This window comes from Clostridium zhoujianii (assembly GCF_051590805.1).
GTDB lineage: Bacteria > Bacillota > Clostridia > Clostridiales > Clostridiaceae > Clostridium.
On the sequence record NZ_JBPUTF010000001.1, the window covers coordinates 141,016 to 167,278 of the forward strand.

The 26,263-nt window shown below is 31.6% G+C and carries 23 protein-coding genes and 1 riboswitch; of the genes, 21 read left to right on the top strand and 2 right to left on the bottom strand.

Annotated features, from left to right (window positions below):
- Positions 1–23 precede the first annotated feature (23 nt).
- The 3 genes from ACSYT2_RS00730 to ACSYT2_RS00740 all read left to right on the top strand — a co-directional run bounded on the left by ACSYT2_RS00730 (position 24) and on the right by ACSYT2_RS00740 (position 3,869).
- Positions 24–1,211: a M20 metallopeptidase family protein gene (locus tag ACSYT2_RS00730; RefSeq protein WP_438382803.1), complete on the top strand. Its 1,188-nt coding sequence runs from the start codon at positions 24–26 to the stop codon at positions 1,209–1,211.
- 67 nt (positions 1,212–1,278) lie between these two features.
- Positions 1,279–2,244 (top strand): RluA family pseudouridine synthase, encoded by a 966-nt coding sequence (locus ACSYT2_RS00735; protein WP_430857454.1) that lies wholly within the window; start codon positions 1,279–1,281, stop codon positions 2,242–2,244.
- Between the two features lie 14 nt (positions 2,245–2,258).
- The gene (locus ACSYT2_RS00740) at positions 2,259–3,869 is read left to right on the top strand and encodes a putative polysaccharide biosynthesis protein (protein ID WP_430857453.1); all 1,611 of its coding nucleotides are present in this window, start codon (positions 2,259–2,261) and stop codon (positions 3,867–3,869) included.
- A gap of 65 nt (positions 3,870–3,934) precedes the next feature.
- Here ACSYT2_RS00740 and spoVB read toward each other — a convergent pair whose 3' ends face one another.
- Together spoVB and ACSYT2_RS00750 are read right to left on the bottom strand one after the other, a co-directional pair.
- A complete protein-coding gene (spoVB, locus tag ACSYT2_RS00745; RefSeq protein ID WP_430857452.1) occupies positions 3,935–5,434 on the bottom strand; it encodes a stage V sporulation protein B in 1,500 nt (499 codons plus the stop codon).
- 348 nt (positions 5,435–5,782) lie between these two features.
- Positions 5,783–6,898 carry an aminopeptidase gene (locus tag ACSYT2_RS00750; protein WP_438382804.1) on the bottom strand — a complete coding sequence of 372 codons (1,116 nt, stop codon included), beginning with the start codon at positions 6,896–6,898 and terminating at the stop codon, positions 5,783–5,785.
- Positions 6,899–7,021: 123 nt separating this feature from the next.
- On the opposite strand from ACSYT2_RS00750, the gene ACSYT2_RS00755 reads away from it, so the two are divergent.
- From ACSYT2_RS00755 to helD, 18 genes are all read left to right on the top strand, one after another.
- Complete coding sequence (locus ACSYT2_RS00755) at positions 7,022–8,302, top strand: PQQ-dependent sugar dehydrogenase family protein (protein WP_438382805.1); 1,281 nt, start codon at positions 7,022–7,024, stop codon at positions 8,300–8,302.
- A gap of 123 nt (positions 8,303–8,425) precedes the next feature.
- Positions 8,426–8,926 (top strand): hypothetical protein, encoded by a 501-nt coding sequence (locus ACSYT2_RS00760; RefSeq protein WP_430857449.1) that lies wholly within the window; start codon positions 8,426–8,428, stop codon positions 8,924–8,926.
- 29 nt (positions 8,927–8,955) lie between these two features.
- Positions 8,956–10,620: a B12-binding domain-containing radical SAM protein gene (locus ACSYT2_RS00765; protein WP_430857448.1), complete on the top strand. Its 1,665-nt coding sequence runs from the start codon at positions 8,956–8,958 to the stop codon at positions 10,618–10,620.
- A gap of 230 nt (positions 10,621–10,850) precedes the next feature.
- The gene (locus tag ACSYT2_RS00770) at positions 10,851–11,162 is read left to right on the top strand and encodes an ATPase (protein WP_430857447.1); all 312 of its coding nucleotides are present in this window, start codon (positions 10,851–10,853) and stop codon (positions 11,160–11,162) included.
- Complete coding sequence (locus ACSYT2_RS00775; RefSeq protein WP_430857446.1) at positions 11,163–13,112, top strand: V-type ATP synthase subunit I; 1,950 nt, start codon at positions 11,163–11,165, stop codon at positions 13,110–13,112.
- Positions 13,113–13,124: 12 nt separating this feature from the next.
- Positions 13,125–13,610: a V-type ATP synthase subunit K gene (locus ACSYT2_RS00780; protein WP_430857445.1), complete on the top strand. Its 486-nt coding sequence runs from the start codon at positions 13,125–13,127 to the stop codon at positions 13,608–13,610.
- A gap of 18 nt (positions 13,611–13,628) precedes the next feature.
- A complete protein-coding gene (locus tag ACSYT2_RS00785; protein WP_430857444.1) occupies positions 13,629–14,228 on the top strand; it encodes a V-type ATP synthase subunit E in 600 nt (199 codons plus the stop codon).
- A 12-nt stretch (positions 14,229–14,240) separates the two neighbouring features.
- Positions 14,241–15,242 carry a V-type ATP synthase subunit C gene (locus tag ACSYT2_RS00790; protein ID WP_430857443.1) on the top strand — a complete coding sequence of 334 codons (1,002 nt, stop codon included), beginning with the start codon at positions 14,241–14,243 and terminating at the stop codon, positions 15,240–15,242.
- On the top strand, positions 15,235–15,546 hold the full coding sequence (locus ACSYT2_RS00795; RefSeq protein WP_430857442.1) for a V-type ATP synthase subunit F: 312 nt from the start codon (positions 15,235–15,237) through the stop codon (positions 15,544–15,546). Before ACSYT2_RS00790 ends, ACSYT2_RS00795 begins: the two co-directional genes overlap by 8 nt.
- A 17-nt stretch (positions 15,547–15,563) precedes the next feature.
- Positions 15,564–17,342: a V-type ATP synthase subunit A gene (locus ACSYT2_RS00800; protein WP_430857441.1), complete on the top strand. Its 1,779-nt coding sequence runs from the start codon at positions 15,564–15,566 to the stop codon at positions 17,340–17,342.
- On the top strand, positions 17,335–18,714 hold the full coding sequence (locus ACSYT2_RS00805) for a V-type ATP synthase subunit B (RefSeq protein WP_430857440.1): 1,380 nt from the start codon (positions 17,335–17,337) through the stop codon (positions 18,712–18,714). The genes ACSYT2_RS00800 and ACSYT2_RS00805 overlap by 8 nt, the downstream gene beginning before the upstream one ends.
- A gap of 3 nt (positions 18,715–18,717) precedes the next feature.
- The gene (locus tag ACSYT2_RS00810) at positions 18,718–19,359 is read left to right on the top strand and encodes a V-type ATP synthase subunit D (RefSeq protein WP_430857439.1); all 642 of its coding nucleotides are present in this window, start codon (positions 18,718–18,720) and stop codon (positions 19,357–19,359) included.
- A gap of 210 nt (positions 19,360–19,569) precedes the next feature.
- On the top strand, positions 19,570–20,526 hold the full coding sequence (locus tag ACSYT2_RS00815) for an MraY family glycosyltransferase (RefSeq protein ID WP_430857438.1): 957 nt from the start codon (positions 19,570–19,572) through the stop codon (positions 20,524–20,526).
- A gap of 87 nt (positions 20,527–20,613) precedes the next feature.
- Positions 20,614–20,720: riboswitch (SAM riboswitch) on the top strand.
- Positions 20,721–20,802: 82 nt separating this feature from the next.
- On the top strand, positions 20,803–21,690 hold the full coding sequence (metF, locus tag ACSYT2_RS00820; RefSeq protein ID WP_438382810.1) for a methylenetetrahydrofolate reductase [NAD(P)H]: 888 nt from the start codon (positions 20,803–20,805) through the stop codon (positions 21,688–21,690).
- Between the two features lie 11 nt (positions 21,691–21,701).
- The gene (locus ACSYT2_RS00825) at positions 21,702–22,157 is read left to right on the top strand and encodes an S-ribosylhomocysteine lyase (RefSeq protein ID WP_430857596.1); all 456 of its coding nucleotides are present in this window, start codon (positions 21,702–21,704) and stop codon (positions 22,155–22,157) included.
- 3 nt (positions 22,158–22,160) lie between these two features.
- A complete protein-coding gene (locus ACSYT2_RS00830) occupies positions 22,161–23,039 on the top strand; it encodes a homocysteine S-methyltransferase family protein (RefSeq protein WP_430857436.1) in 879 nt (292 codons plus the stop codon).
- A 147-nt stretch (positions 23,040–23,186) separates the two neighbouring features.
- Positions 23,187–23,714: an ECF transporter S component gene (locus ACSYT2_RS00835; protein ID WP_430857435.1), complete on the top strand. Its 528-nt coding sequence runs from the start codon at positions 23,187–23,189 to the stop codon at positions 23,712–23,714.
- A gap of 180 nt (positions 23,715–23,894) precedes the next feature.
- Positions 23,895–26,183: an RNA polymerase recycling motor HelD gene (gene helD, locus ACSYT2_RS00840; RefSeq protein ID WP_430857434.1), complete on the top strand. Its 2,289-nt coding sequence runs from the start codon at positions 23,895–23,897 to the stop codon at positions 26,181–26,183.
- The last annotated feature ends 80 nt before the right edge of the window (positions 26,184–26,263 follow it).

Consider the following 26,263-nt stretch of genomic DNA (forward strand, 5'->3'; position numbering starts at 1 on the left):
TTAATTTTAGTTGGAGGTATTTAATGATTACTTTTCTTAAAGAGGCAGAAAATATTAAGGATGAACTTATTGCAATAAGGCGAGATATACATGAACATCCAGAGCTTGGCTTTGAAGAAAAGAGAACATCAGAGATAATAAAGAGATTTTTAACAAAAGAAGGTATACCATATGTTTCAGTAGCAGGTACTGGTGTATATGGAATGATAAAAGGCGAAGGAAATGGAAATACTCAAAGAACAATAGCCCTTAGAGCTGATATGGATGCTTTACCAATACAAGAGAAAAATCTATGCTCATATTCTTCTAAGGTTCCAGGTAAGATGCATGCCTGTGGTCACGATGCACATACAACAATACTGCTAGGGGTAGCTAGAATATTAAACGATAATAGAAAGTTATTTAGTGGAAATGTAAAATTACTATTTGAACCAGCAGAAGAAACTACAGGTGGTGCTCCGATAATGATAAAGGAAGGAGTTCTTGATAGTCCAAGAGTTGATGTGGTAGCAGGGTTACATGTTACAGAGGATTTGGAGTGTGGGAAAATCAGAATTAAAAAAGGAATGGTAAATGCAGCATCTAATCCATTTAAGGTGAAAATAAAAGGTGTAGGTGGACATGGGGCAGCACCAAGTACAACAGTAGATCCAATAGTTATGTCTGCTAATTTAATAATGGCATTACAAACTATTGTTAGTAGAGAAGTACCATCCCTTAATCCAGCAGTTATAACAGTAGGAAGTATTCATGGTGGTACAGCTCAAAATATAATACCAGAAGAAGTTAATATATCAGGGATTATAAGAACAACTACAAAGGAAGATCGTGAGTATGTTGTAAAGAGAGTAGTGGAAATATCAAAGGGAACTTGTGAGACTTTAAGGGGAAAGGCAGAAGTTTTTATAGAAGAAAGCTATCCTTGTCTTTTTAATGATGACGAAATGGTTGATAGAATGAAAAGAGTTGGAAAAGATATATTAGGAGAAAAAAATGTAGTAGAACAAAAAAATCCTAGTATGGGAGTAGAGAGTTTTGCATATTTCGCTAATGAAAGACCATCTGTATTTTATTTTTTAGGAACAGGTAATAAGGCAAAGAATACAGATAAACAGGCACATAGTAGTTATTTTAATATAGATGAGGATGCTATACCATTAGGAGTGGCCCTACAATGTGGCATAGTTTTTGATTATTTGACAATATTGTGATTTAATATTAATCTAATATAATGGGGATTTAGTAAACAATAGGATAAGACTAGGAGTTGATTATATTTTGAAGATAGAAATAGGATCTAATGAAGCAGGGCAAAGACTTGATAAATTTTTAAGAAAGCTTCTAAAAGATGTACCATTAAGCGCTATATTTAAGGCCTTAAGAAAAGGTGATGTTAGAGTTAATGGTAAGAAACAAAAAGAAAAGTACTCACTACAAGAGGGAGACGTAGTTGAAATAAGATATATTAGTAGTAAAACAGAGAAAAAAGAAAACTTTATCAAAGTTGATACAAGTGGACTTAAGATATGTTTTGAAGATGAAAATATGGTTGTAGTTGAAAAATGGCCAGGGGTATTAGTTCATCCTGATAGCAATAAAAAAGAAGCTACACTAACAGATTATGTATTATCATATTTAAATGCAAAAGGGGATTATGTTCCTGAAAATGAAGTTACTTTTACACCAGCCTCATGTAACAGATTAGATAGAAATACATCTGGTATGGTTATTTTTGGAAAGAACTTCGAGGCTCTAAAGATGTTAAACGAAGCAATTAGAGAAAATGAAGTTGAAAAGTACTATAACACATTGGTAAAAGGAAAAATTAAAGATGGTTTATATGAAGGGTATATCTTAAAGAATGAAGATGCAAATATATCTAAAATTTATGATACACCAGTACCTAATTCAAAGAAAATATCAATGAAGGTTAAGAATATTCAAAGTAACGGAGCTTTTTCTTTTTTAGAAATAGATCTAATTACAGGAAGAAGCCATCAAATAAGAGCTCATTTAGCACATTTAGGTAATCCAGTAATAGGTGATACTAAGTATGGTGATAATAAGCTTAATTCATTCTTTAATAGTAAGTTTGGCTTAGAATATCAATATTTATATGCGTATAAACTTGTATTTAGAGCAGTAGGAGGAAAGCTAGATTATCTTAAGAATAAGACAATAGCACAAGCTCTACCACCAATATTTAAAAAGATAAAGCAGGATGTTTTTAAATTTTCAATATAAGATAGGGGATTAATATGAGAGAAGAGTCTTCAGCAGTAAGAGGAATGTTTATCCTTTCTATAGCTGGTATTATAGCAAAGGTATTATCTGTCTTCTATGTTCCTATGCTAATAGGAATTTTAGGAGATGAAGGCTATGGGATATATCAACAAAGCACAGAAGTCTTTGTATTTGTATATGCAATAACTTGTATGGGAGCACAACCTGCTGTTGCAAAGGTTGTAACTGAACTTACAGCATTAGAAAATCCAAAAGGAGCTATTAGAGCCCTTCAATTATCAAGAAAGTTCTATATGATAATGGGAGGTGTGCTAGGCTTATTAATGATGCTATTAGCATTTCCAATAGGTAATATTTCAGGTCATACTAGTATGGCATACGGTATTATAGCCTTAGGACCATGCGTATTAATAACATCCATACTAGCTACTTATAGAGGATATATGCAGGGTAAGGGTAATATGACTTCAATAGCTATATCTCAAATTTTAGAGCAAATTTTAAATGTTGTGATTAGCTTACTATTTGCATTTATTCTTAGACAAATTAGTTTGCCCTTAGGTAGTGCTGGAGGTCAAATAGGTACATCAGTAGGGGCAATGTTTGCATGTTTCTATCTTATTTATTCTTATGATAAAAAGAGATATATGGAAGAGGCTATGGAGCATCCTTCAGCTAGAAGGAAAGCAAGTGATAAGAAGATATTAAGGAAGATTATAATGTATTCAGTACCAATCACAATCAGTGCAGGTTTACAAAACTTTGGTGGATTAGTTGATATGGTAAATGTTATGAGCAGACTAACCTTTGCAGGATTCTCTGAAACAGAAGGGAATATTCTATATAGTTTTTTAGGTAGATATAAGACGTTATATGGAGTACCTCTTATAATTATTACAGCAATTGGAACCACTGTGTTACCAGCAATATCAAGATCTGTTGTACTAAACGAAAAAAAAGAAGTTAAGAAGAAGATTAGTTATGCTTTTAGGCTAACTTTCGCAATAGCAATACCAGCAGCAGTAGGGCTAGGTATGCTTAGTAACTTAGTTTACTTCAGTATTTATGGTAATGATAACGGTGCGCGGATAATGACTTTAGGATCGTTTATTCTAGTACTTATGGCTATGACTCAAATACAAAGTGTAGTCTTACAGAGTATTAATAAGTTATATTATATTTTAGGTACATTTTGCATTGGAATATTATTTAAGATAGTATTGAATTATATATTTGTAGGTATTGCTGATATTAATGTTTACGGAGTTTTAATTGGAAATTGCTTCTGGCATTTAATACCTGCAGTATTGAATCATAGGAAAATTTGTTCTACAATGAAGATGAGGTTATCAGTGTTTAAGCTAATTATTAAGCCAGTACTAGCTTCATCAGCTATGGGAATTGTAATTTATTTATTAAAGTTACCTCTAGAGTTCTTATATAGGTTTGTAGAGCCATCCAGATTAACATCTATTCCATTAACAATAATTATGGTCTCAGTAGGTAGTTTTGTATACCTATATTTAATGATAGTAATGGGTGGAATAAGAAAGAGAGATATTGAGACTATTTCCCCTAAAATCATGAGGGTAATGCCTAGATTTATGAGGAAGAAACTCAAATAATAAAAGAGCCTGTATCAAAATAATGTTTTTTGATACAGGCTCTTTTTATTGTAATTAGATACTAATTAATCTTCTACCTCGCCAAGAGTACCCCAGAATATAAAAATTCCGAAAGTAATAATTATAATGATTAAACTAGTAAAAAAGTTTAGTGGAGATAGAACTTTTTGAATAAATATGTTTAAAGCTAAATAAGTTAAAACTCCAAGTAAAATATAGATAAAAATATTTGTAGTAGAAATATTTAAATCCATATGTTTATTGACCTCATAAAGATTTAGCACAACGCTTACCACTGAAGTAAGGAAAAGGGTGATTACATAACCATATATATTTATACTTGGTATTGATGTAAATATATATAGTCCGATTAATTCTAGTATAGCAATAATAATTGAATTCCTTAAGATTATACCTTGTTTATTAATTCCATTTAATATACCAAACATTGTGACAGAAGTAAAAAATACTGGGGCAGATAAGCCAGCATATTTAATGTAGTCCCCTAAATCTGTTCTTTTATAGAACATTTCTCCAAGGGCATCTGGAATTAGTAAACAAATAGTTGTAGTGGCCAACCCAAGAACAAAAGCAATTTTAATAACTTTCCGTATACGAACTGCAGCATCGTAATAATTACCTTTACTCATACTTTGAGATAAATCTGGAATTAGTAGGGTATTTATTGAGCTAATGACAATCAAAGGCATACCGATAATCATCATTGCCATTCCTGTAAACTTACCTATCATTCCTAAGGCCTCTATATGAGAAAAGCCAGCAGACACTAAACAACGTGGGATAACTAAGGTGGATAAAGTATTAAATATGTTACTTAAAAATCCATTCATTGTTAATGGTAGGCATATAATTAGTACATTGAAAAGTAATTGAGATCTTCGTTCTGTTTTTTCATATGTCTTCGGCATCTTATTTAGGCAACGCCTATAATAAATATATAGTAGAACTAGACTTTGTAGTTCTCCTAAGCATAAGGCGATATAACATAGGGTAACTAGTCCTGTCAATTCTTTTGTAGCGAACAAATAAATTAATAGAGCTACTATAACCACTCTTAAAGCCTTTTCAAAAATATCTATTACAGAAGGTACTGTTATTTTTGATGTTCCCCAAAAGTATCCTTTAAGGATATTAGATAGAGCAATAAAGATCATCGCAGGACAAGTTATCCTTATAGCATCTACAGTTCTCATATCATTAATTCCATACTGACCTATAGCAGGTGCAAATATAAATACAAGGACTCCTATTAGTACCGCCCATGCAATATTAAATATGGCAACTGTATTAATGGTTTTAATGAGGTTTCCATTTTCATTTTTCTCAGCGTATACGGCAGATAATTTTGAAATTGAGGCAGATATTCCAGCTGACATCATGCAAATAAAAAGATTATATATTGGCATAACTAAGTTGTATAATCCCATGCCTTCAGGTCCAAGTACGTGAGAAAGGTATATGGAAAAGATAAATCCTAATATTCCTGTAGTAATATTTGAGGCTGTTAGTAAAAATGAATTTCTAAAAAAATTGTCTTTCTCCAAAGCTTATTCACTCCTTTAAATATCAATAAATCATATTCAAAAAAGTCATCAAATATAACAGTTTTAAAATAAGTAAAATAAATATTAGGTTACAGTATCTTTAGAGGAAATACTAATCCCTTATCAAAAGGCCAGGCTCCATTCAATTAATCCAAGATATTTTTTCAGTTATATTATCATAGTTTATAATAACTATTAAGAGATTTATAAAATAAGAACAAGGACTCTCATATTTCTTGGAAGGCTACATCTCGAAGAGCTAGTAGACCTGACAAGACATATGAGAGTCCTTGTTTTAGTTTAAATAACATATATAGTTAGTTCGTCAGTGATAAAAGTATGGTTGCTTTATATAAGGTTGTCAGGGTTTAAGCACTTAAGTTCATCAAGTACAAAAATTCCATCTTTTCTTATTAAAACATCATCAAAGTATATTTCTCCACCGCCGTATTCTGGTCTTTGGATAAGTACTAAGTCCCAGTGTAGTGCAGATTTATTTCCATTGAAGGCATCATCGTATGATGCACCGGGAGTGAAGTGGATTGAACCAGTAATTTTTTCGTCAAATAGAGTGTCTTTCATAGGTTCTAATATGTAAGGGTTAACTCCAATTGCAAATTCACCGACGTATCTTGCACCTTCATCTATATCAAATACTTTATTTATTCTTTCTGTATCATTAGCAGTAGCCTCGATTATTTTTCCATCTTTAAATGTAAGCCTAATATTTTCATAAGTGAAGCCTTCACGAAGGGATGGTGTATTATATGTAATTGTACCATTTACAGAATTTTTAATAGGGGCTGAGTAAACTTCTCCATCTGGAATATTTGCTTCCCCAGCACATTTAATTGCAGGAATATCCTTTATAGAGAAAGTTAAATCTGTACCTTCAGCTGTAAGCCTTACCTTATCAGTTCTATTCATTAGATCTACTAAGTTATCCATTGCTTTAGACATCTTTGAGTAGTCTAGGTTACATACGTTGAAGTAGTAATCTTCAAAAGCTTCAGTACTCATATTAGCAGATTGAGCCATTGAGTGGTTAGGGTATCTTAATACAACCCATCTAGTTTTAGGAACTCTAATTTCTCCATGGACAGGATTTGCAAAATATTTGCTATAAAGCGAAAGTTGTTCTGATGGAACATCAGAGGTTTCAGCTGAATTTTCACCAGCTCTAATTCCTATATAGGCATCCATATCATTCATTCTATCGGATTCATATTTTGCCATTAATTCTAATTGTTCTTGAGTAGCGTGCATTAACAGCTCTCTATCAACTTCTTTATTTTTTAAAGTAACAAGAGGGATAGCCTTTGTTTTATATGCCTCTTTTACCAATTCTTTTACTAGAGGAACGCAATCACCTATTCCTTCGATTAGTACCTTTTCGCCTTCTTTTAAGTTACAAGAATAGTTTATTAAATTTTTTGCTAATTGAGAAAATCTTATGTCTTTCATTATTTTCCTCCTTTAATAATAATTATCTATTAGTATAGCACTACTAATAGATTTTTCAAGTTGGGGTTATATTTTGGCTACATTAAAATATAAATTTAATGAAGGAATATATTGGGGGAAATTATGAAGAAGTTTCTTAGATTTACTATTGTGTCAATATTGATAGTTACTTCAGCTTTTGCTGTTTTTAAGATATCAAATAAATATAGAGTAAGTATATTAAAGGATGACATAGATTGCACAATAATTGCTAAGGGATGTGAAGATGCTAAAGCAATTACAGTTGATGAGGATGGATCTATATACATAGCCTATAAGGAGTCAATTAAAAAGATAGATAGGGAAGGTAAGGAGAAATTATTATATAAGGAAAAAGATTTAAATATAGAAGATTTAACTTATATAAATAATAACTTATATTTTATTTCTGATGATAAAGTAGAAAGTTATTCATTAGTAAATGGAGTTATTGATATAGTTATATCTAATATTCCTAGTGGGGGAAATGAAATTGATAGGAGACTATTATCAAAGGAGGGGGAGTTATTTATATCAATAGGAGCAGCAACGAATTCTGGGATTTCAGAGTCGGGAAGAGGGGATATTTCTCCAGTAGAAATAACCTTAGCTGGAATTAACTTCGGAGAGGAAAAAACAGGAGCATTTAAAGATAAAGGAGTATCTTCAGAGATTGGAGAAAAAATTAAAAAAGCTGAATTAGGTAATGGAGCAGTTTATAAAATAGATTTGGAAAAGAATAGTGTCAGTTTATTTGTAAGTGGAATTAGAGGAATTACTGGATTAGATTATGATAATGAAGGAAATATAGTAGCAGTATTTAGCGGGATGAAAAATGAGGGATTAAGAGCAGTTAATAGAGATAGGGATTATATTTATAAATTAGTAAAGGGAGAGTGGTATGGCTGGCCTGATTTTAGTGGTGGAGATCCAATAAGCTCTCCAAGGTTTAAGGGGGAAGAATTAATAAAGCCATTATTACAAAATCCACCTAAAAGAGTGGTTGCAGGACCATTTTATCAGAGTTCATCAGTTGATGTTCTAAAAGAATTATCAATAGATAGGGGGGGAGATCTTCTTCAAAAGGATAGTTTATTACTATGGGACAAAGGAGAAAATGCAATTTCCACAATAAATAAAGAGGGAGTGTATTATAGAGTACTTAAGGTTAGTAATGATAGTTATATTAAAGATATTGTTTATAATAATGAAGAATTTTTAATTTTGGATAGTGGAATTGGAGCTATATATAGTTTACATGAGAAGGAAGGCTTACTTGGATTTAAATTACCTACAATAGTGTGGGCATTCATATTTTTATTAACCTTCTTATTATTGGTTGTAGCTGTCTTGAAATTTACTAATTTAAAAAAAGATATTAAGTAGGACGTAGGCTAAATATGTTGAGGAACTTATTTAGCCTATTTTTAATTATATATTTAAGGGTTATATGTTGATATTTATAATTATGTAAAAATATGGTAGAATCATAAAAGGTAGGAGGGATATATGATGGGTAAAACTTTAATTATAAATATGAATGATGTGCATATAGAAGGGGATATATTAGATCTATCTGGAGAAAATACAGGAGTTATATATAATATGTCTAAAGAAGTGGAGGAAGAAGTAGCTATTGATTATGTAAGTGAGGAAAGTAAATATGAATTAAAGGAAAGAAAATATGATGCATGTACCTTTTTCTTTAATCTTAATAATATTTGGGGAGGCAGAAGGAAGGAAAGTATAATAAGAGAAGTATCCTCTTATCTAAAGGAGGAGGGGAGTATATATATTTGGGATGTTAATAAAGAAAGAGGAAAAATAATAGATAATAAGGTCAAAGTATTGCTTCCAAATGAGAAAGTTAAGGAAGTGGAGTTTAAAAATTATAACCCACTAATAACTTGTACTTTTGAAGAAGTGAAAAAAATCCTTGAAAAATACTATAAAATAGAAGAAACTAAAGTTTGGGAAGATATATTCTTCATCAAGGGAGTAAGAATATAAGGATTAACATAAGAGAGGAAGAGTAAATTATGAAGATTTTACTTACAGCTGTAAACTCAAAGTATGTACACAGCAATTTAGCAGTTAGATATTTAAAGGCATTTACAAAGGATATGCCTTATGAAGGGGTAATTAGGGAATTCTCTATTAATGATAGAGAAGAACATGTTTTAAAAGAGATTATTGAAGAAAAGCCAGATGTTGTAGCTATATCAACTTATATATGGAATGTTGAAATGGTATCTCGTTTAGCAAATCTAATAAAGATGGTTGATTCAAATATTGAAATATTATATGGAGGCCCAGAGGTTTCTTACGATAGTAGGGTATTCCTTAAAGAGAATGTTGGAGAGTATGTTATAGAAGGTGAAGGAGAGAAAACATATAGAGAGTTTGTTGAGTATAAGTTAGGTTTAAGAGATATAGAGGATATAAGGGGATTACATTACAAAAAGGATGGGGAGGTTTTATCCAATCCTAGCAGACCATTGATGACAATGGATGAATTAGTATTTCCTTATGAAAAAGATGAAGATTTAAGTAATAAGATTGTTTATTATGAAGGAAGTAGAGGGTGTCCTTTTAATTGTAAATATTGTTTATCATCAACTACTCATGGAGTAAGGTTCCATAATATTGAGAGAGTACTAGATGAATTACAATTTTTCATTGATAAGGAAGTAAGGCTTGTTAAGTTTGTAGATAGAACCTTCAATTGTAATCATAAATATTCAATGGCTATATGGGACTTTTTAATAAAGTCTGATACAAAAACCCAATTTCATTTTGAGATATCAGCAGATATCTTAAAGAAAGAAGAACTAGACCTATTAAGAGAGGCGCCAGAGGGAAGATTCCAATTCGAAGTTGGAGTACAGACTACTAATGATGATGTATTAAGGAATATAAATAGATTTGTTAACTTTAGTGATATAAAAGAAAAGGTTGTAGAGTTATTATCTATTAGAAATATAAAACAACATCTTGATTTAATAGCAGGCCTTCCTGGAGAAGATTATGATTCTTTTGTAAGGTCTTTTAATGATGTCCATAGTATAAGACCAGAAGAGATTCAGTTAGGTTTCTTAAAGTTACTTAAAGGCTCATCTATGAGAGAGGAAAGTGATAAATATGGCATGGCTTTCTCACCATATCCACCATATGAAATATTAAAAACTGATAAAATTTCATATTTTGAGCTTCAAAAGCTTAAAAAAGTGGAAGAAATGGTCGATAAGTACTATAATAGCCAAAAATTTAATAATATACTGAATTTCTTTTACTCAAAATATGATAAACCCTTTGATTTTTTCTATGATTTAGGTGAATTCTTTGAAAGTAAAGGATACTTTAATAGAAATATTGGAAACTCTGAATATTATAAGGTATTTTTAGATTTTAATATGGAAATATTAAAAGGTGATGAAGGGTACTTAAAAGATATTATTAAATATGATTACTTATCTTTTAATAAGAAAAGAGGGATGCCGGATTATATGAAAGGAGAGATTGCCAAGGAAATAGAGATAAAGATAAAAGATAAGTATAGGGATACATATTCTTTTAAAGAATATAATGTTGAAATATTTTCAATAGATATGGATGCTTATGTAAGGCAAGGGATAATTTCAAAAGAGGAGACCTATTATCTTGTGGGTAATTCTGGTGAAAAAATTAAAGTGGTTAATGAATAATTATAAGTTTGTAAATTTTTTAACAATAAATATGGCTTGAAAGCAGGGTAGAAAATGTTTACATATGTAAAATTTATGAATTATATAAACATATATGAACATAAAATTGTTGAAAAAAATGCAAAACAGTGTATAATAGAATAGAGTAAAAAGTAATTAATACTATATAAAGTATTAATTCATATATTATTAATAATTATTACAGATAATGGCATGAAGGTGGTGATATTTTGGCATTAGATGCAATTAAAGAAATAAAAAGTGCAGAAGCAGAAGCAGATAAGATGATTAAAGATGCTACAGCTAAAGCAAAAGAGATTGTTCAAAAAGCTACTGAAGAAGCTGAAGATACATATAAATCAGTGATAGATGGTGCTAAGAGCAAAAGTAATGAAATTTTAGAAAAAGCATTAGAGGAAGGTAATAAGAAGGCTGAGCCTATATTATCTAAAGGTAATGAAGATTCAAAGAGTATTTACAATATCTCTGAAGAAAAGAAAAATAGTGCTGTTAAATTAGTGGTTGAGAGGATAGTGAAGTAAATGGCAATAGTTAAGATGAATAAGTTCACTTTGCTTGCTTTTGAATCTCAAAGAGCTAGGCTTTTAGAAAAGCTTCAAGGGCTTGCTGAAGTAGAGTTTATAAATTTACAGGATGAAGATGTAGTTGAAAAACATGAAGAACTTGCAGATTTATATAAAGATAGCGCCACTTCAGATTATGCAGAGTGCGAAGATAAATTATCTATGGCTAAGTTTGCCCTCCAATTTTTAATGGCGTATGTTCCTCAAAAATCAGGCTTAAAGGAAATGAAGGAAGGAAAAAGAGAGTTAACCTTCAAGGAGCTTGAAGATGCAATAGGCAAAAGTGAATGGGAAGAAGTTTACCATAATCTTAAGGTTAAGGAGAAGAAAATTTCAGATTTAGAAAATGAGCAAACTAAGCTACAAACTGTAATTGATTCTTTAGAACCATGGGAAGGTCTTGATACCTCTTTTGAGTTATTAAATTCTTTAAAAACTCCACACTTCTTAGGAAGTATTCCAAAGCAATATGAAGAAACACTAGTTTCTGAATTACAAGATTGTTATTTAGAGATTATCTCAAGTAATAATCAGGATTTATTCTTTTTATTAATATGTGACAATGATAAAGAAGAGGAAATAAGTGAAAAATTAAGAGGGTTTGGATTTAGTCAATTCAAAACAGATATTAATGAAGTGCCTATAAAGGTAATTCATGATTATAAAGACAAGATTGCTAAACTTGATTCAAATAAATTCTTCGTAATTGAAGAATTAGCAGGTTTAGAGGAAGAAGTTACAACATTTAAATTGGTTTGTGAGTACTATGAAAATATCCGTGTTAGAAAAGATGCTATTAATAATTTCTTAAAAACAGAAAATGTTATGATCATTCAAGGATGGATTCCAGAGGAGGAAAATAACAAACTAGTTGAAGTGGCTAAGGAAGTTCTAGGAGATACTCATTATTTAAACTTTGAAGATGTTAAAGAAGATGAAATTTCAGATGTTCCTGTAAAGTTAAAAAATAATGAAATTAATAGTGCATTTGAAAATATTGTTCAAATGTATAGTACACCAAGGTATGACGAAATCGATCCAACGCCACTGATGGCACCATTCTATTTATTATTCTTTGGGATGATGGTTGCTGATATTGGTTATGGAATAATACAATTAATAGTTACATTATTTGTACTAAAGAAATTTAAATTAGATGAGGAAAAAGAAAAGTTTGCTAAGTTCTTCTTCTACTTAAGTTTCCCTATTATAGGATTTGGAGCTATATACGGCTCATTCTTTGGTGGAATAATAGATTTACCAAAGTTAGTAGATCCAAATAAAGATGTTACTACAGTGTTAATTGCTTCTGTTGTATTTGGAGCAATTCAAATATTCTTTGGACTTGGTGTTAAGGCTTATATGCTTATTAAGGCAGGAAAACCAAAGGATGCATTTTATGATGTAGGAGCATGGGTAATCACTCTTGTTTCAGTAGGATTAGTTCTAGGCGCAGGTGCTTTAGGATTACCTCCAGTTGTTAAAACTATTTCTATTGTAGCCATGATATTCGGTATGGTTGTAATAGTATTAACTGGTGGAAGAGAAGAGGCGAGTACAGGTGCTAGATTAGGGCAAGGAGCTTATGCACTATATGGAATAACAGGCTATGTAGGAGATCTTGTATCTTATACAAGACTAATGGCTCTTGGACTTGCAGGAGGATCTCTTGCTGGAGCATTCAATCTTATGATGGGTATGATTCCAGGAGCGGCCGCTATTCTATTTGCGCCTATGATATTTATACTTGGGCATGTATTTAACCTTGGATTAGGCTTGCTAGGAGCATATGTTCATACTTGTAGATTACAATACGTTGAATATTTTGGTAAGTTTTATGAAGGAGGGGGAAAATCATTTTCTCCATTCAAAACAAAAAATGAATATATTAATTTAAAGAAAAATTAGGAGGATTATATAATGGAAATGACTTGGGTTCAATTTTTAACAGAAAATAATGGTGGATTTATATTAGGTGCACTAGGTGTAGCATTAGCAGTAGGATTAGCAGGGATTGGTTCAGCAAAGGGTGTTGGTATAGCAGGTCAAGCAGCAGCAGGATTACTTACAGAGCAACCAGAAAAGTTTGGTAAGGCTTTAATACTTCAATTACTTCCAGGTACACAAGGTCTTTATGGATTCGTTGTAGGATTAATGGTTTTATTACAATTATCAAGTACAACTACATTACAACAAGGTGCTTATCTTTTATTTGCATGTATGCCAGTTGCTATAGCAGGTTTATTCTCAGGGATTGCACAAGGTAAAACAGCTGCTTCAGCAGTTCAAATCTTAGCTAAGAAGCCAGAACATAACACAAAGGGTATCGTTTTAACAGCAATGGTTGAAACTTATGCACTTTTAGGATTCGTTATTTCAATAATGTTAATTGTTAATTTATTCTAAGATTGGGGTTGTGAAACTATGTCAAATATAAGTAATCTGACTTCCAAGATTCTTAAAGATGCGGAAGAAAGAAAGGATAGTATTTTAGCAGCAGCTGAAGATGAAAAGGCAAAAATTATTGAAAAGAAGATTAATGCAGCCAAATCATTAGAAGCTACAATGTTAGAAAAGGCTGAAATAGAGGCTCAAACAAGAAAAGAAAGAGTTATCTCTGGAGCAGAACTTACAGCAAGAAATGAAAAGCTTAAGGCTAAGCAAGCAATCATTCAAGATGTATTTGTTAAAAGTGTTGAGGAGCTTTGTAAGTTAGGCAAGGATAAATATGTATCTTTTATAAAAGACAGTATTCTTAAGTTAGATATAGCTGGAGATGAAAAGCTAATCTTAAATGAAGAAGGAAAGAAAATTGTAGATGGAGCTTTAATAAGTGAAATAAATAGAGAACTTGTTTCAAAAGGCAAGAAGGGTGAAATAACTTTAAGCACTGAGATAGGAAACTTTAAGGGTGGATTCATCTTAGAAAAAGCAGGTATAGAAATAAACAATACCTTTGAAGCTTTAGTTGACTCATTAAAAGAAGAATTGGAGTTCGAAGTAGCAAGAGAGTTATTTAATTAAGGAGGAGAATTAATGGATGTAATGCAATTTACTCAGGTTATTCCAAGACTTAGAGTATTAGAAACCAGACTCCTTGATAAGGCCAAAATAGACAGAATGATAGATTCAAATTCTGCTGAAGAGGCATTAAAGGTGCTTCAGGAAACAGAGTATGCCAATGTAATGACAAATGTTAAGAGAGCAGCGGACTATGAAGATATGCTAAGTGCTGAACTTAAGAGAGTTTATCATGAAGTATATGATATGTCCCCATCAAAAGCTCTTGTGGATATAATGAGTATTAAGTATGATTACCATAATATAAAGGTAATATTAAAGGGAATGTTCCTTGAAAAAGATTTTTCTCATATGTTTATTCCAGTAGGAATGATTGAAGTATCAAAGTTAAAGGTTTCAATAGATACTAATACTTTGTCAGATTTTAACCCTATTATGAGAAGAGGAATTGAAGAGGCAATAGAAGACTTTAATACTAAAAAGGATCCTCAAAGAATCGATATCATCTTAGATAAATATATGTTTGAAGAGATGATAGATATTGCTAAGAAATTAGATGATGCATTTACTGAAAGGTATATTAAGGCTTTAATAGATCTAACCAATGTAAAGAGTCTATTAAGAATTAAGAAACAAAACAAGGGTAGAGAATTCTTACTTTCTGTAGTAATAGATGGTGGTTCAATTGATAATGATAGATTATTAGCACTACTTAATGATGCACCAGAAAACATAGTAAGTAAGTTAAGTTATACTAACTATGAAGATGTACTAAAAAATGGTGTAGATGATTATAACAAGAGTGGTTCTGCTGGACTTCTAGAGAAATTAGTAGATAACTACATAATGGATATGATGAAGGAAGCAAAAATGATTCCATTTGGTGGAGAACCTTTATTAGCATACATATATGCTAAAGAAACTGAAATAAAGGTTATTAGAATTATTATGGTTGGTAAGCTCAACAATATTACTGGGGAAGTAATAAGAGAAAGGCTGCGTGATATTTATGTTTAAGAAAATAGGTGTTGTAGGAGATAAGGATTCTGTTTTAGCTTTTAAAGCACTAGGAATAGATGTATTTCCAGTAGTAGAATCAGATGAAGCTAGAAAAACTATTGATAGATTAGCAATGAATAATTACGCAGTAATCTTTGTAACTGAGCAAGTTGCAAAGGATATTGAGGAAACTATTGAGAGATACAATAGAGAGGTACTTCCTGCTGTAATATTAATTCCAAGCAATCAAGGAACATTAAATATAGGTATGCAAAGAATTAGCGATAACGTAGAAAAAGCTGTAGGCGTTAATATTTTATAGGAAGGTAGGTTAGTGATTTGAAGACCGGAAAGATAATCAAAGTTTCTGGACCTTTAGTTGTAGCTGAAGGTATGGATGAAGCTAATATATATGACGTATGTAAGGTTGGAGAGAAAGGTCTTATCGGCGAAATTATAGAAATGAGAGGCGATAAGGCATCAATCCAAGTTTATGAAGAAACATCAGGAATAGGACCTGGAGATCCAGTAGTTACTACTGGAGAACCACTAAGTGTTGAACTTGGACCAGGGCTAATAGAATCAATGTTTGATGGAATACAAAGACCACTAGATGCATTTATGGAAGCAGCACAGTCAAACTTCCTAACAAAGGGGATATCAGTTCCATCATTAAACAGAACAAAGAAATGGAATTTTGTTGCTACAGCTAAGGTTGGCGATAAAGTTTCAGCAGGAGATGTTATAGGAACAGTTCAAGAAACACCTGTTGTTAAGCAAAGTATAATGGTTCCTAATGGAGTAGAAGGTACAATAAAATCTATTACTCCAGGTGAATTTACAGTTACTGATACAGTTTGTATTCTAGAAACAGAAAAAGGAGATAAGGAACTTACTTTAATGCAAAAGTGGCCTGTAAGAAAAGGTAGACCATATGCATCAAAGATTAATCCAGCAGCTCCTATGACTACAGGACAAAGAGTTATAGATACGTTCTTCCCAGTTGCAAAGGGTGGAGCAGCAGCAGTACCAGGTCCTTTCGGAGCAGGTAAGACTGTTGTTCAACATCAGATTGCTAAATGGGGAGATGCTGAAATAGTTGTTTATGTTGGTTGTGGAGAACGTGGAAATGAAATGACTGACGTTTTAAATGAGTTCCCAGAACTTTTAGACCCTAAAACTGGGGAAAGCTTAATGAAGAGAACAGTACTTATAGCAAATACTTCAAATATGCCTGTTGCAGCTAGAGAAGCATCTATATACACAGGTATAACAATTGCTGAGTACTTTAGAGATATGGGTTATTCAGTATCGATAATGGCTGACTCAACTTCAAGATGGGCAGAGGCTCTTAGAGAAATGTCTGGTAGACTTGAAGAAATGCCTGGTGACGAAGGTTACCCAGCTTACCTAGGATCAAGACTTGCTGACTACTATGAAAGAGCTGGTAAAGTTAAATGTCTAGGTAATGATGGAAGAGAAGGAGCAATTACTGCAATCGGAGCTGTATCGCCTCCAGGAGGAGATATCTCAGAACCAGTTACACAATCTACACTTAGAATTGTTAAAGTATTCTGGGGACTTGATGCACAACTTGCTTATCAAAGACATTTCCCATCAATTCATTGGTTAAATTCATATTCATTATATGCTGAAAGCGTAGATAATTGGATGGACCAAAATGTTGCTGGCGATTGGTCAGAATTAAGAAAAGAATGTATGGCTTTACTTCAAGATGAAGCTAACTTACAAGAAATCGTAAGACTTGTTGGTATAGATGCATTATCTGAAAAGGATAGATTAAAGCTAGAAGTTGCTAAGTCAATAAGAGAAGATTATCTACAACAAAATGGTTTCCATGAAGTTGATACATATACTTCACTTGACAAGCAATATAAGATGTTAAAGCTTATAATTGATTTTAAGAGAGAGTCTGAAAAAGCACTTGCTGCTGGAGTTTACTTAAATAAGATTTTAGGCCTTGGAGAAATAAGAGATAGAATTGCAAGAAGTAAGTATGTTCACGAAGATGATTTAGTTAAGATTGATGAAACTAGTGCTGACTTAAAGGCTGCAATTAATGAATTAATCAACGAAGGAGGGGTACAAGATGCTTAAGGAATACAGAACAGTTACTGAAGTTGTTGGACCTTTGATGGTTGTTGAAGGTGTTGAAGGCGTTAAGTACGACGAACTAGTTGAAATAGAACTTCAAACTGGAGAAAAAAGAAGAGGTAAAGTTCTAGAAGTTAATGGAACTAAAGCCATGGTGCAAGTTTTCGAAGGTTCTTCAGGTATTAATCTAAAGGGAACTAAGGCTAAGTTCTTAGGTAGACCACTTGAAATAGGTGTATCTGAAGATATGTTAGGTAGAGTATTTGATGGTATGGGAAGACCTAATGACGATGGTCCAAACATAATACCTGAACAAAGATTAGATATAAATGGTGAAGCTATTAATCCAATGGCAAGAGATTTCCCATCAGAATTTATTCAAACTGGTATCTCTGCTATAGATGGACTTAATACACTAGTTAGAGGACAAAAGTTACCTGTGTTCTCTGCATCAGGGCTTCCACATAAGGAGCTTGCAGCACAAATCGCAAGACAAGCGAGAGTTCTTAATTCAGACTCTAAGTTTGCTATAGTATTTGCTGCTATAGGTATCACATTTGAAGAAGCACAATTCTTCGTAGATGAGTTTAAGGCAACAGGAGCTATAGATAGATCAGTTCTATTTATGAACCTTGCATCAGACCCAGCAATTGAAAGAATAGCTACTCCAAGAATGGCACTAACTACAGCTGAGTTTTTAGCTTATGAAAAAGGAATGCAAGTTCTTGTTATTATGACTGATATTACAAATTATGCAGAAGCATTAAGAGAAATATCAGCAGCTAGAAAAGAAGTTCCAGGAAGAAGAGGATATCCTGGTTACCTATATACTGACCTTTCTACATTATATGAAAGAGCAGGAAGATTAAGAGGAAAAGAAGGTTCCATTACTCAAATTCCTATGTTAACAATGCCTGAAGAGGATAAGACTCATCCAATTCCAGATTTAACTGGATATATCACTGAAGGTCAAATAATTCTTTCAAGAGAATTATATAAGAAAGGTATAATGCCACCAATAGACGTTCTACCTTCACTTTCAAGACTTAAGGATAAAGGTATTGGAAAAGGAAAGACTAGAGAAGATCATGCAGATACAATGAATCAATTATTTTCTGCATATGCTCAAGGTAAGCAAGCAAAGGAATTATCAGCAATCCTTGGTGAATCAGCTTTATCAGATACTGATAAGAAGCTTGCTAAGTTTGCAGAAGCATTTGAAGCGGAATATGTTTCACAAGGCTTTACTACAAATAGAACTATCGAAGAGACTCTAAACTTAGGATGGAAGTTATTAAAGATGATTCCTAGAAATGAGCTTAAGAGAATTAGAGATGAGTATCTTGAAAAGTATATGCCAAGAGAAGAGGAGTAAACTATGGCAAGGTTAAATGTCAATCCTACAAGAATGGAACTTTCTAAGCTGAAGAAAAGATTAGCTACATCTACAAGAAGTCATAAACTTTTAAAAGATAAGCAAGATGAGTTAATGAGACAATTCATTAATCTTGTTAAATATAACAATACTCTAAGAAAAGAAGTTGAAGGACAACTAGAAGGTTCTTTAAAGGATTTCGTTATGGCTAGAGCAGTAATGAGTTCTGAATTCCTAGAGGAGGCTATAGCTTATCCAAAGGAGCATATTTCAGTTGAAGTAGGCGAAAAGAATGTTATGAGTGTATCCGTTCCTGTAATGAACTTCAAGAGAGAACTTGAGGGGGATGAGGGAAGTATTTTCCCTTATGGATTTGCAAATACTTCTTCAGAACTTGATGATGCAATATCAAAGCTTTATGGGATACTTCCAAAGTTACTTGAACTTGCAGAAGTAGAAAAGTCATGTCAACTTATGGCTGATGAAATTGAAAAGACTAGAAGAAGAGTTAATGCTCTTGAATATATGACAATTCCTCAACTTCAAGAAACTATTAAGTATATAAGAATGAAACTTGATGAAAATGAAAGATCTGCTATTACTAGATTAATGAAAGTTAAGAGTATGATAGAGCAGAGAGGATAGTAGAAAAGCTTCCCTAATATTTGGGAAGCTTTTCTTGTATATAAGTTAAATATCTTTAAAGTATGGTGGAAATAAAGGCAGATAATTCAAATTTAATATTTTTGTAATTGATTAAAAAAGTCGATAATAGTATAATTCAAATTATAAGCGTAAAAAAATATGCTTAAAGCTAGAATAGTTTAGACATAAAATATTTAAGGAGTAGAGTTTATGAGGAATTACATATTAGCATTAGGAGTAACTTTTTTGATTGTTTACATAATTACACCACAGTTAATGAAGTTAGCAAAGAAAATTGGTTTCACTGATAAGCCTACTGAAAGAAAGAAGCATAGAGGGCCCATTCCCCTTTGCGGTGGAGTAGGAATATATATTGGATTCTTCCTCATGTATTTTTTATTAGTTCATGATAATAAAACAGAGCAATTTTGGATTTTTATAGCATCTACCTTAATATTGATAATAGGGCTAATTGATGATCATTATAAGGCAGTAGGAAAAGAATTTCCTATATATCCAAGATTAATAGTTCAAATATTTGCAGCAATATTAGTATATAGATCAGGGATAGTTTTTGGGGGATTTGCAAATCCTTTTGTAAATGGTGAATATATAAATTTACCTCCAGAGTTACAGTTTATATTAACTATAACATGGATATTTGGTGTTACAACAGTTATTAATTGGTCCGATGGAATGGATGGTTTAGCTGGAGGTATTTCAGTTGTATCAGCAGTAACATTTTTCTTTGCAGCAGTTATCCTTGGGCAAACTGAGTCTGCAACAACTGCATTAATATTAGGTGCAGCTATATTTGGATTTTTAATGTACAATAGATACCCGGCTAAAGTCTTTATGGGAGATTCAGGGGCAAATTTAATTGGATTTTTATTAAGTATAATTGCTATAGATGGTGCTTTTAAACAAGCAACAGTAATGAGTCTATTTATACCTATATTAGCCTTAGCAGTACCTATATTTGATAATATATTTGTTATATTTAAAAGATTTAGTGAAGGTAAACCGGTATATCAAGCAGATAGAAGTCAAATGCATTATAGATTAGAAGAAAAAGGATTAACTACGAAGCAAATAGTTAATTATATCGTAGTTATAAGTTTAGTTTGTAGTATAATCTCAATTCTATTATTATTAATTAAACATTAAGGAGATCTTTCAAGGTCTTCTTTTTATTTAGAAAAAACCCCCTTTACAAATTAAGTAATAAAGGGTATAATATACAAAAATGAATAGTTCTTATCTAGAGAGGTGGAGGGACTGGCCCTATGAAACCCAGCAACCGGTATATGTCATAATTATACATGGTGCTAAATCCTGCAGCAGAAGCTGAAAGATAAGGGGAATTTTTATAGCGTAGTATTTTATTATGCCTAGAGGATAACCCTTTAGGCATTTTTTTATTGCAAAGAGGGGGCAAAAGAAATGAATATAAAGAATTTATTCCAAGAAAAGAAAGTGGTATTTTCCTTTGAAATATTTCCACCAAAGGCAACATCATCAATTGAAACAATATACAATACCTTAGATGAATTAAAAGGATTAAGTCCAGATTATATAAGTGTTACTTATGGGGCTGGTGGTAGCATTAGGGATAATAAGACTACAGAATTATCATCTTTAGTAAAAAACAAATATGGGATTGAGGCAGTAGCACATTTAACATGTATTAGCTCAACTAAAGAAGAGATAAAGTATTATTTGAAGGAATTAGAAGCAAATAATATTCAAAATATCCTTGCATTAAGAGGAGATTTACCTCTTGGAGGTGGAATCAAAGGTGACCTTAATTATGCAACTGATTTAATCAAGTATATACAAAGTAAGGGGAATTTCAATATAGCAGCAGCTTGCTATCCAGAAGGGCATACTGAAGTTAAAGGATTGGTGGCAGAAATCGAAAATATGAAGAGGAAAGAAGAAGCAGGGGCATCTTATTTCATATCTCAGCTATTTTTCGATAACAATTTATACTATGATTTTCAAGATAAGGTTTGTGCTGCAAATATTAAAGCACCAATTGAAGCAGGTATTATGCCAGTAACTAATAAAAAGCAAATAGAGAGAATGGTGGCATTAAGTGGAGCATCCCTTCCAGAGAAATTTAAGAGAATAATGGAAAGATACGAACATAATCCAGAGGCACTAAGAGATGCAGGAATAGCTTACGCAGTAGAGCAAATAGTTGACCTTATTTCAACAGGAGTTGATGGAATACATTTATATGTAATGAATAATCCATATTTAGCAAGAAAGATAAGTGGAAGTATTGAGAGTATTATTACCTCAGTAAATAAAATTGAACTAGTTTAGGAGGAGTTATGATGGAAAAAGTAGAAAGTTTTGAATTAGATCATAGAAAAGTAAAGGCGCCATATATAAGAAAATGTTGTTTATTAGATGGAAAAAATGGAGATCAAGTAACTAAATTTGATATAAGATTTCTTCAACCTAATAAAGAGGCATTTGGTACTGCAGCAATGCATGGATTAGAACATTTACTAGCTCATACATTAAGAGATAGCCTAGAAGGGATAATAGACTTATCACCAATGGGATGTAGAACAGGATTCTATTTAAGTATATGGGGAGATAGGGATCCTTCTGAAATAAAGGAGGCCTTAGAGGAGGCTTTAGCAGAGGTTTTAAAGGCAACCGAAATACCAGCAGCAAATGAGATACAATGTGGAAACTATAGAGACTTATCTTTATTTGGTGCTAAGGAATATGCTAAAGAAGCATTAGATAGAGGATTTTCTTTAAATATATTTGGAGAATAATTTATGAATGATATAGAATTTACAAAAGATAATATACTCATTTTCGATGGGGCTATGGGGACAATGCTACTTAAGAATGGATTAAGTTGGAGTGAAGGTTTAGAAAGATTTAATATAGAAAAACCTCATATCATTAGGGAAATTCATGAAGAGTATATAAAAAGTGGTGCTATGGTAATAACCACTAATACTTTTGGAGCAAATGAATTAAATATTAAGGATATAGGATACAGCGTAGAAGAAATAATTGATACAGCTTTAAATATTGCTAAGGATGCAATAGGCCATAGGAGTATTCATATAGCTCTTGATATTGGGCCTATAAGGGAGTTATTAGAACCGAAGGGGAATTTAAGTATTTATAGAGCATACGAAATATTTAAGAGGCAAGTTATTCAAGGAGAAAAATCAGGAGCAGGTTTAATACTTATAGAAACAATGACGGACCTTAATGAAGCAAAAGTAGCTTTAAAGGCAGCAAAAGAAAACACAAAGTTACCTGTGTTTTGTACGATGCATTTTGATAAAACTGGAAATACTTTGGCAGGAGATACACCTGAAAGGATGGCAAAAGAACTAGGGGAACTAGGTGCAGATGCAATAGGTATAAACTGCGTTTATGGTAAAGAGTATCTACTGCCTATGGTTAAGAGGATAAAAGCAGTCACTAATTTACCAATTATAATTCAGCCTAATGCTGGTATACCAACATTATCAAAAGGAAAAGCAATTTATGAGATAACAGCTAAAGAGTTTTCTTATTTGGCAAATGAATTAGTTGGAGAAGGCGTTAGTATAATAGGTGGTTGCTGTGGAACTACACCAGAATTTATTAAAGAACTTAGAAGAATAGTTGAAAATAATAAATTAAAGACTATATAGATGTGAATTACAAATTTATGAATATAAGCCGAAGCTAACATTTAAAATAAATGTTAGCTTTTTTTTGTTATGTAAATATTATTTTGGGTTTACATACGGAAATGCAGATGATATACTAGTGTATATACAGTAGAAGGGGGCTATAATATGAATAATAAAACTAAACAGATGATTTATGCAGCATTACTTTCTGCATTAGCAATAATAATTCCAATTCAATTTGGATTTTTAAAGGTTTATCTGCCACCATTTAGTGCAACACTAGCATCACATGTACCTATGTTCATGGCTATGCTTATTTCACCAATGGTTGCAATAGTAGTTGGAGTAGGATCAGGAATTGGTTTTTTATTTGCAGGAATGCCTATGCCAATTGTCTTTAGGGCGCTTACTCATATACTAGTAGGATATGTTGGAGCTAAGATAATATTAAAGAGTAGAAATTATAGGAAGGCAGCAATAATTACAGCACCAATACATGGACTAGCTGAGGCAATTGTAGTAATACCTTTTGTGGGATTTGATTTATATCAACTACTTGTAGTAATGTTTATATGTGGGATGATACATCACTTTATAGACAGTGTAATTGCTTATGCAATAACAAAAGCTGTAGCAAAGGCTAAGAGAAATAATATTTATGATACTTTTGGTGAATTTAAAGAAGCAGCATAAAAACAGATTCTTATATCTTTCTGGTTTAATAGGCTAGAAGAATATAAGAATCTATTTTTTTTATTTAAAATATATAAAAATAAAACCTTGTATATAGTATTGATTAATTTGTCTAATCCTTTATATTAAATGATATTAAGTTTATAATAGAAAGATATCAAGAAAACATAGAGGTATAAAATGGAAGTAAAGTTAAAAGAAGAAAGAGAAATTTTACATAAGAAAAGAAAATTAATTAAAGAGGAACTTAAGAATAAGGAAGAAAATATTAATAGTATAGAGAGTAAGGTTAAAGAGCTAAGAAAAGAATCTAAAGGTAGCTATAGCCAGGAAAAAGAAAATGTAGAGAAGATATATGAAGTATTAGCTAAGGATATAGGTGATTATGAAGAAGCTTTAGATGCACCTTACTTTGGAAGAGTGGATTTTAGAGAATATAGAGGTCTAGGAGAAAGTTTATATATTGGGAAAAAGGGAATTAGTAGTACAGAAACTGGAGATGAAGTTGTAGTAGACTGGAGAGCACCTGTAGCAGACCTTTATTATAGTGGTACTGGTGGAGAGGCATATTACAAATCACCTGGTGGAATTATTGAAGGAGAACTTCAACTTAAAAGAAAGTTTCTTTTTAATGATGGTGACATAAAAGAGTTATTTGATGAAGGTATAAATGAATTAATGATAAATGGGGAAGAAGGCCAAGAATTAGTTGATGAATTTTTAAAAGTAAATCTTGAAGAAAATAGAGGAAAGAAATTAAAGGAAGTTGTTGCAACTATTCAAAAAGAACAAAATGAAATTATAAGATGGCCTAAAAATCTACCAATAATAGTTCAAGGATCGGCAGGATCTGGAAAGACAACAATAGCTCTTCATAGGTTAGCGTATTTAATATATAGGTATAGAGAAAATATGAATGGAGAAGAGATTTTAGTGTTAGCACCTAATGAATTATTCCTAGATTATATTTCGGATATTTTACCAAGTTTAGGAGCGGCGGAGGTTAAGCAAAGTACCTTCGAAGAATTAGCTATATCTAAAATAAAAGCTAAAGGGAGGATATACGATAAGGATGAGAAGCTTAAGGAGATAATGGAAGAAAAGGAGGAAGAAAAAAGAAAATTAATAGTAAATTCAAGTAAAATTAAGGGTACTCTTATTTATAAAGTTATGATAGATAGGTATATAGCACTTGTTGAAAGTAGAGCCTTAGATATTAAAGATATTATGGTTGGAAATCAAGTATTATTTAGCAATAAGGAAATAAAAAGATTATACTTAAAGGACTTAAAGTCATATCCTATAAATAAAAGAAAAGATGAAATAAAAAGATATTTAAATTTAAAAATAAAAGAAAAGATAGAGATTATTTTAGCTAAAATAGATAAAGAATGGGATTTGAAAATAAGAGAGATCAAGAATGAACTTGGTGATAGTGATGAAAGAAGAGGGAAACTTATTAAGGTTTATGAAGAAAGAGATGCCATAAAAGAAAATATTAAAAAGAATTCGAAAAAAGAATTCAATGGATATTTTAAGAATTGGAGAGGAATAGATTCAAAGGATGTATATTATAACTTCTTTAATGATGAAGAACTATTTAGTATAGCTACTGATGATAAAATTCCAGAAGAATTAGCAAAGTATATGAAGGAAGAATTTAATAAGAATTTTGAAAATAAGATAATTGATGAAGATGATTTAGCCCCGCTCTTATATATTAGGGTGTTGCTTGAGGGTATAGAGGAAAGTGAAAAATTCCAGCATATTGTAGTAGATGAAGTTCAGGATTACAGTCCTTTTCAGATATATCTTGTAAATAAATTATCCAAGGGAAATTCATTAACATTAGTTGGGGACTTAGCTCAAGGGATTTATTATTATAAGGGAATTAAAAAGTGGGAAGATATAACTGAAGGTTTGTTTAAAGGAGATGCAACTTACATTCAATTAACTCAAAGTTATAGATCAACAGTAGAAATAATTGATTTTGCAGAGGGAGCATTAAAGGCTCAAGAGTTAGGTCTTAAAAATGCTAAGCCGGTATTAAGGCATGGGGATAAACCAGAAATTTTAGAAGTTAATAGTGAGGATGAATATCCAAAAGTTATAGATAATATTATTCACAAGATAAAGGAAAAGGGGAAAAATAGCCTAGCAATAATAACAAGAACAAGTGAGGAAGCTTTGGGGTTATATAAGTTACTTAAAAAGAAAAGTAAATATAACTTTGGATTAATTAAAGGAAAAGAAAAGTCTTTAGGAGAGGAACTAGTAATAATACCATCATATTTAACAAAGGGATTGGAATTTGACTGTACTATAATTTTTAACCCTAGCGAAGAAGTATATGGTGAAAATTTATTAGATAAAAGATTATTATATGTATCATTAACTAGAGCATTACATTATGAATATGTTATTAAAAAAGATAGAATTACATCGTTAATTAAAGATAATACTATATAGATAAGAAATTAATAAAATGTTTATATAATATAGATATTGTTATTCTTGTGTCAATTAGTAAATTGGAGTATAATATGTAA

Excerpts from the sequence above, each read along its gene's own strand:
- ACSYT2_RS00830 (WP_430857436.1), top strand. The coding sequence starts at position 22,161 with ATGAATGATATAGAATTTACAAAAGATAATATACTCATTTTCGATGGG.
- ACSYT2_RS00760 (WP_430857449.1), top strand. The coding sequence starts at position 8,426 with ATGATGGGTAAAACTTTAATTATAAATATGAATGATGTGCATATAGAA.
- ACSYT2_RS00810 (WP_430857439.1), top strand. The coding sequence starts at position 18,718 with ATGGCAAGGTTAAATGTCAATCCTACAAGAATGGAACTTTCTAAGCTG.
- ACSYT2_RS00795 (WP_430857442.1), top strand. The coding sequence starts at position 15,235 with ATGTTTAAGAAAATAGGTGTTGTAGGAGATAAGGATTCTGTTTTAGCT.
- ACSYT2_RS00780 (WP_430857445.1), top strand. The coding sequence starts at position 13,125 with ATGGAAATGACTTGGGTTCAATTTTTAACAGAAAATAATGGTGGATTT.
- ACSYT2_RS00815 (WP_430857438.1), top strand. The coding sequence starts at position 19,570 with ATGAGGAATTACATATTAGCATTAGGAGTAACTTTTTTGATTGTTTAC.
- ACSYT2_RS00805 (WP_430857440.1), top strand. The coding sequence starts at position 17,335 with ATGCTTAAGGAATACAGAACAGTTACTGAAGTTGTTGGACCTTTGATG.
- ACSYT2_RS00825 (WP_430857596.1), top strand. The coding sequence starts at position 21,702 with ATGGAAAAAGTAGAAAGTTTTGAATTAGATCATAGAAAAGTAAAGGCG.
- ACSYT2_RS00730 (WP_438382803.1), top strand. The coding sequence starts at position 24 with ATGATTACTTTTCTTAAAGAGGCAGAAAATATTAAGGATGAACTTATT.
- metF (WP_438382810.1), top strand. The coding sequence starts at position 20,803 with ATGAATATAAAGAATTTATTCCAAGAAAAGAAAGTGGTATTTTCCTTT.
- ACSYT2_RS00755 (WP_438382805.1), top strand. The coding sequence starts at position 7,022 with ATGAAGAAGTTTCTTAGATTTACTATTGTGTCAATATTGATAGTTACT.
- ACSYT2_RS00775 (WP_430857446.1), top strand. The coding sequence starts at position 11,163 with ATGGCAATAGTTAAGATGAATAAGTTCACTTTGCTTGCTTTTGAATCT.
- ACSYT2_RS00785 (WP_430857444.1), top strand. The coding sequence starts at position 13,629 with ATGTCAAATATAAGTAATCTGACTTCCAAGATTCTTAAAGATGCGGAA.
- ACSYT2_RS00790 (WP_430857443.1), top strand. The coding sequence starts at position 14,241 with ATGGATGTAATGCAATTTACTCAGGTTATTCCAAGACTTAGAGTATTA.
- ACSYT2_RS00740 (WP_430857453.1), top strand. The coding sequence starts at position 2,259 with ATGAGAGAAGAGTCTTCAGCAGTAAGAGGAATGTTTATCCTTTCTATA.
- ACSYT2_RS00835 (WP_430857435.1), top strand. The coding sequence starts at position 23,187 with ATGAATAATAAAACTAAACAGATGATTTATGCAGCATTACTTTCTGCA.
- ACSYT2_RS00765 (WP_430857448.1), top strand. The coding sequence starts at position 8,956 with ATGAAGATTTTACTTACAGCTGTAAACTCAAAGTATGTACACAGCAAT.
- ACSYT2_RS00750 (WP_438382804.1), bottom strand. The coding sequence starts at position 6,898 with ATGAAAGACATAAGATTTTCTCAATTAGCAAAAAATTTAATAAACTAT.
- helD (WP_430857434.1), top strand. The coding sequence starts at position 23,895 with ATGGAAGTAAAGTTAAAAGAAGAAAGAGAAATTTTACATAAGAAAAGA.